The 6,049-nt window shown below is 69.3% G+C and carries 7 protein-coding genes; 4 read left to right on the forward strand and 3 right to left on the reverse strand.

Annotation, left to right across the window (positions count from 1 at the left end; genetic code table 11):
• Nucleotides 1-126: 126 nt before the first annotated feature.
• The 4 genes from VFG40_RS15990 (at nt 127) to VFG40_RS16005 (ending at nt 2,167) form a co-directional block, all read left to right on the forward strand.
• The gene (locus VFG40_RS15990; protein ID WP_324899316.1) at nt 127-462 is read left to right on the forward strand and encodes a ComEA family DNA-binding protein; all 336 of its coding nucleotides are present in this window, start codon (nt 127-129) and stop codon (nt 460-462) included.
• A gap of 115 nt (nt 463-577) precedes the next feature.
• The gene (locus VFG40_RS15995; RefSeq protein ID WP_324899318.1) at nt 578-1,048 is read left to right on the forward strand and encodes an SET domain-containing protein-lysine N-methyltransferase; all 471 of its coding nucleotides are present in this window, start codon (nt 578-580) and stop codon (nt 1,046-1,048) included.
• 13 nt (nt 1,049-1,061) lie between these two features.
• A complete protein-coding gene (locus VFG40_RS16000) occupies nt 1,062-1,601 on the forward strand; it encodes a GNAT family N-acetyltransferase (RefSeq protein WP_324899320.1) in 540 nt (179 codons plus the stop codon).
• Complete coding sequence (locus tag VFG40_RS16005) at nt 1,598-2,167, forward strand: hypothetical protein (protein WP_324899322.1); 570 nt, start codon at nt 1,598-1,600, stop codon at nt 2,165-2,167. The genes VFG40_RS16000 and VFG40_RS16005 overlap by 4 nt, the downstream gene beginning before the upstream one ends.
• Before the next feature lie 274 nt (nt 2,168-2,441).
• Here the strand turns inward: VFG40_RS16005 and VFG40_RS16010 are convergent, their stop codons facing one another.
• The 3 genes from VFG40_RS16010 to VFG40_RS16020 all read right to left on the reverse strand — a co-directional run.
• Nucleotides 2,442-3,359 (reverse strand): hypothetical protein, encoded by a 918-nt coding sequence (locus VFG40_RS16010; RefSeq protein WP_324899324.1) that lies wholly within the window; start codon nt 3,357-3,359, stop codon nt 2,442-2,444.
• On the reverse strand, nt 3,359-5,578 hold the full coding sequence (locus VFG40_RS16015; RefSeq protein ID WP_324899326.1) for a M1 family metallopeptidase: 2,220 nt from the start codon (nt 5,576-5,578) through the stop codon (nt 3,359-3,361). The genes VFG40_RS16010 and VFG40_RS16015 overlap by 1 nt, the downstream gene beginning before the upstream one ends.
• Nucleotides 5,579-5,709: 131 nt before the next feature.
• Nucleotides 5,710-6,049 (reverse strand): CPBP family glutamic-type intramembrane protease (locus VFG40_RS16020; protein ID WP_324899328.1); only part of this gene is annotated, 340 nt, incomplete at its 5' end.

Here is a 6,049-nt window from a genome sequence, read left to right on the forward strand (position 1 = left end):
CCGGCGCCCCCGGCTGGACGGGCCGTGCACCGGCAGCGGACGCGGACCCGCGGCGGCACAGTGACCTCCGCGGCCTGCCCTGGCCGTCGCCGCCACGGCGGTGACCATCGATCACGGAGGATTGCCATGTTCCGCTCACTGCTCGCCGCCGCCCTCGCGCTGGCTGTCGCCCTGCCGGCCTTCGCCGCTACCCCGGTCAACATCAACAAGGCGGACGCCGCCACCATCTCGCGCTCGCTCGATGGCGTGGGCCCGGCCAAGGCCAAGGCGATCGTCGCCTGGCGCGAGGCCCACGGCCCGTTCAAGAGCGTGGATGACCTCGCCCAGGTCAAGGGCATGGGCCCGGCCACGCTCAAGCGCAACACCGACGCCATCCAGTTCAGCGGCAATGCCGCCGGCGCCGCGGCCAAGGCACCGAAATCCGCCAAGGCCAAGGGCAAGGTCAAGACCGGCGCCAAGTAACCCCGCAGGGACTCCCCGACCCACGGATGGGGCGGCGGCGCGGGCTCCCGGTAGCCCGCGCCGCTTGCGTTACACTCCGGCGCGCCCGATCCGGGCCCAGAGTGCTGCGCCAGACATGATCCTTCCGCGTTACCGCATCGCCGCCTCCACCATCGGCGGTGCAGGCAAAGGCCTGTTTCTCGACGAGCCGGTACGCGCCGGCAGCATCATCACTGCGCCGGATGCGATCGACCGGACCTGGCGCCACGCGGAACTGACCGCCTCGCCCGAGCTGGCGGCGCAACGCCATGCCAGCGCCCGCTGGTTCGAGGACCGCTACACCGTCTCGCCTGACTGGCCCGACGAGTGCTACGTCAACCACAGCTTCTCGCCTACCGGGCTGTGGCATCTGGGCTTCATCTTCGCCCAGGCCGATCTGCCCGCCGGCACCGAGGTCACGGTGGACTACCGCCACCTGCTGCCCCCCGGCGAGGCGGAGGATTTTGTCGATTCGGCAACCGGTGAGACAATCACCGGCTTGGCATGGGAGGAAGCCCTCGCCTCAAGTACCCACGCACTCGGCCGATTGCTGGATAGCCGTCGCTGATAACCGAATGGCCATGTCCGACATTCCCACTCTCGAAACGGCGCGTCTGCGCCTGACCGCGCTGACCGAACGGCACTTCGACGATTACGCCGCGATGCTCGCCGACCCGGCCAGCACGCGCTGGATCGGCGACGGCCAGCCGCTGGACCGCACCAACGCCTGGCGTTCGCTGGCGATGCTGCTGGGGCACTGGCAGCTGCGCGGTTGCGGCATGTGGGCGCTGGAGTCGAAGGAGACCGGCGAGTTCCTCGGGCGGGCCGGGCTGATGTATCCCGAAGGCTGGCCGGATCTCGAGCTAGGCTGGATGCTAAAGCCAGAGCACCGCCACCACGGTTACGCCACCGAGGCCGGCACCGCCGTGCTGGAGTTCGCCTGGCACACGCTGCACGCGCAGCGCCTGATCAGCCTGGTCCGCATCGGCAACGAAGCGTCCGACCGGGTGGCGGAGCGGCTCGGCGGCGAACACATCGAAAACATGGATTTCTACGGCTGCAACACCCACGTGTTCGCCTACTACCCACCGTTCCGCGAGCCTCGCCGCGCCTGGGCATGACCGACTGCGCGGCCTCGCCCGACCGCTTGCCGCCGCACGCCCACTCCATCGCGCCGGTGGTTCGCGCGGTCGCCGCCGGCACCCTCGACGGCCCGCACGCCACGGACGCGGATCACGGCGACTGGCGCATTACCCTCCACGCACTGGACGTCGCGGCCACGCTGCCGGCGGCGGAACCCGGCATGACCGATCAGCGCATCGTGGCACTGGATGCTCCGGTGCAGATGCACTGCGGCGACACCACCACCGACCTGCTTCGGCTGCAGCTCGCCGCGGCGCCGCCGGCATGCGTCTTCCGCACCGACACCGCCACCCGCCTGGTGCGACTGCAGTCCCGTGTGCCGCAGGCGCTGGAGCTGATCGCTCGACCGTTGCAGGGGCCCATGCTGCTGCCCGCGCACGCGCACTGGCTGGCCTGGCTGCTCGCGGGCCGGGCCCAGTGGCAGCATGGCGACGCGCGCGCCGAGCTGACGCTGGACGAGCCCACCTGGCTGCCGGCAGACGGTATGCGCCTGCGCATCGACGGTGGCGGTGAACTGCTGCTGTTGCGGCTGGGAACGCCCTGACCGATCACGCAAGCGTCGTAACCTTCCGAACGCAGGCGGCGCGGCGGGCGCTCCAGCCTTCGACACGCCTGCGGCAATACCGCCCGAGCGTCATGCGCGACAGGTGCAATGCGGCCCATCGCCGGGAGCACCGCGCGGTCCACGCGCGTGGACCACTGCTGACGTCACCGCCGGTGCCGCTGGTTCGCGCGAACCGGCGTGACCTGCGCCCCTGACACGACAATGCCGGCACAAGGCCGGCATCGTCGCGATCAACGCAGAAGGTTCGCGCCGGTCACAGTGCCGGCGGCAGGCCTCCGCCGCGGCGCGACGGATTCAGCGACGCGGCCACCCGGGCCAGTGCAAACACCCTCGCGGCGTGCATCCAGCCATTGCTGGCCACGGCGAGCTGGGTGAGCAGCAGCGCCAGCACGAAGCCACCCAGCCCCAGCGCCGGCGTGTGGATGCGCGCCATCCCCAGTGCCAGTGCGATCGCCAGCCCCACCAGCGTGATAAGCAGGTAGCTGAGCAGCGTGCTCAGCGGACGGCGCAGCAGCTGCATCACGCCGCGGCCCAAGGCGCGGGTGGCCGAACGCAGGCCAATGTCGGCCACGAATGACGCCCGCGCGGACTCCACGATCGCCTGCGCCAGCACGAACAGCGCCAGCGCCACGCCCATGGCCACGTGGCGCGCCATCACCGCCTTGGACTCCAGCACCGCCGCGTCGCCCTGCTTGGAGGCCATGCCCATCGCCAAGCCGGCCAGGCCCAGCATCACCGCATAGGGCAGCAACGACCACAGCATCAGGCGGAACATGCGCCCGTACTCGATCAGACCGCTCTGCAGCAGGTGACCGAAGCCGAGCGCACGCCCGGCGCGCCCCGCGGCGACCACCATGCCGTGCAGCCACGGCAGCAGCAGCAGCGTCACCACCAGCCCGGCCAGGCCGGCGCCGTTGAGCCATGCGTTGTTCTGGCCCAGCTGCATCATCACGTCGCCGAACATCATGGCGTTGAACGACTGTGCCCAAGCGGCGGCCTGCACCGAGTGGTCCAGCAGCTCGCCCAGCGCACCCCACAGCGGCAGGCTGACGATGGCGGCGGGGACCAGCAAGAGCACCACCCACAGCAGCAGCAGGCGCCACTGCAGGGCGGCGAACGGCGCGCCAACCAGGGAACCGAGATCGACCCGGCGCGAAGTGTTGTAGGCCATCACAGCGTCCCCAGCAGCGAATAGAAGTTCTGCAGCAACGCGGCCGCGTCGGCCGCCCAGCGCCGCGCGGCGCTGCCCTCGGACTTGCTGGCGTAGCTGTCGTTGAGCTTGTTGGCGTCGAGGTAGATCTTGTGCTCCGGATCGAGCTCGGCAGCGACCACCTTCATCGGCTTGGTCACCACGAAACGTGCCCAGCGACGATCGTCATCCCAGCGCAGATCCTCGTGACTGCCGTCGGCGTAGGTCAGGCGCAGCGTCTGCGGCACCGGCGCGCCGTAGCGGCGCACCGTCACCGTGCTGCGCCACGGGAACGGGCCCACGCCGTCCTTCGCTTTCGGATGCGCCTTGGCCCAGTCGGCGCGCTGCTTGTCGATCTGCTTGTCCAGGGTCTTGGCGTCGACCTCCACGCGCTTGCCGTCCTTGAGCATCGAGCCCGCCTGCGGCAGCACCTGCTGGGTGTCGATCGCGGTCACCGCATCGTCGATCGCGTCGGTGCCGTAGGCCACCTGGTCGAACACCTGGTTGACCACCGCCGGCTTGCCGGACACGTCGATCAGCGTGGCGCGCAGATCGGCCACCGACGGGTGCCGGAAATGCCAGCGCTTGTAGTACTCGCGGAACGCGCGCTCGGTCACCTCGGTGCCGAGCCGCTCTTCGAGATCGTGCATGGCCGTGGCCGTGCGCGAGTAAACCGAGCCGTAGCTGCTGCTGGACAGGCGGTCCCACGCGTTCTCGCCGATCGGGTCGGCCGGCCGTGCCAGTCCGGCGGTCAGCCGCTCCTGCACGAAGCCGCTCATCGACGGCGTCAGGCCGAGCCAGTTCATCAGCGGCGAGGACAGGTCGATGCCCTGCTTGCGCTCGCGCAGCATGCGCTGGTCCCAGTACTCGTTGAGGCCCTCGTCCAGCATCGGCTCCTCGAACTCGTTCGAGGCGAGCAGGCCGTAGAAGTAACCGTGACCGAACTCATGGATGGTCACGAAATCGATCATGTACTGCGAGATCGTGCCGGGCTGCACCTCGTTGTAGCCCTCGGCGGTGAAGAACGTCGGGTACTCCATGCCGCCGGCTTCGCTCGCGTTGTACGGCGGTACCACGGCAGTGAGCGTCTTGTACGGATAGGCGCCCAGGGTGCGCGAGAAATAGCCCAGCGAATCGATGCTGGCCTTGAGTACCGGCTGCGCGCTGGCCACGTATTCGGGCGGATAGATCACCCGCACCGCCACCTTCGGACTGCCCGGGCCCTCATAGGTGCCGTCGAGCGTCTTGTAGCCCTTGGCCGCCACCCAGGCGAAGTCGTGCACGTCGCCCTGCACGAAGTGGTAGGTGGTCTTGCCGCCGGCGCTCTGCGGCTCGCCCTGCTGCTCGCCCACCGCGCCGACCGTGTAATCCGATGGCACCGTCAGCTTGACGTCGTACAGGCCGAAGTCCGCATAGAACTCGCTGTTGAAGTGGAACTCGTGGCAGTTCCAGCGCACCTCGGTGGCACCGCGCTCACCGGGCAGTTCGAGCACGCCGATCTTCGGGAACCACTGGGCCACCAGGTTGAAGTCGCCGAACCAGCCGGTGCGCTCCACCACCCGCGGCAGCTGGCTGAGGAAATCGATATCCAGCGTCAGCGTGCCGCCGGCCGGCACCGGTTGGGCCAGGTCGATGCGCACCACCGTGTGATCGGTGGCCGGGCCGTTGTCCGGCTGCACGAAGCTGTACTTCAGGTCGGTATCGGCCTGGCGCACGGAGTTGAGGTCGATCCAGCCCCACTCGCCTTTCTTCAGGCGGGCGTTGCCACGCGAGCTGCCGTGCGCGGTGAGCACCTCGCGTTCGGTGAACAGCGTACTGCCCTCGTTGGCGAACGCATTGAGGTACAGGTGCATGTAGATGCTGCGCACCTCCCGGTCGCTGCGGTTGCGCCACTGCAACTGCTCCGTGCCGTGCACCGCGTGCTTGGCGGCGTCGAGTTCGGCATCGATGCGGTAGGTCACCACGCGGTCGGAGAGGGTGGCCTCGCTGCCGGTGCGCTCGCCGCCCCAGGCGTTCGGCGCGCTCGGCACGGACACTGCGGCCGCGTCGGGCGCGGCCAGCGGAATCGGCGCGGCGTTGACGGCTACTGGAGCCGGTGCCGTGGAAGCCGCGGCCGGTGCGTCGACCTGTGCCATTGCCGCGCACGGCAGTGCAAGCAGAACCAGGGCGGGCAGGAACCCACCAAATCGTTTGGACACCATGACTCCCCCTGTCGAACAACGATGCGCCAGCCTGAGACAAGCCCGCAGCAGCGGCAAGACCCCCTGCCGAAAGTCATGACGCGACGGACGCCACGGGTCAGCACTCGGCCATGGGCGCCCCGCTCCCTGCGCTAGTGGGCGTAACCTGTCGCGACAACGCCGGATCGTCCATGGCGCGGTATCGCCAGCAACGCAGTCACTATCAGCAGATGCACGGCGGCGGTCAGCAGGTTGCTGCCGTGGGCATCGAGCGTGTCGGCCGGCAGCAGCGGGTCGAGCACGCCGTTGGCGAGATTCCAGCCCCAGTGCAGGCCCACTGCGGCCCACAGCGTGCGGGTGCGCCACAGCGCGGTGGCGTAGGCCAGGCCCATGCAGAAGATCATCAGCCACTCGGTCGGCCCGCGGTCGAGCCGGTAGATGTGGTTGAGCACGAAGTAGCCGGCCGAGAACGCCACGAAGGCGAGCCCGCGA

Source organism: Dyella sp. (genome assembly GCF_035685805.1).
Lineage (GTDB): Bacteria > Pseudomonadota > Gammaproteobacteria > Xanthomonadales > Rhodanobacteraceae > Dyella_A.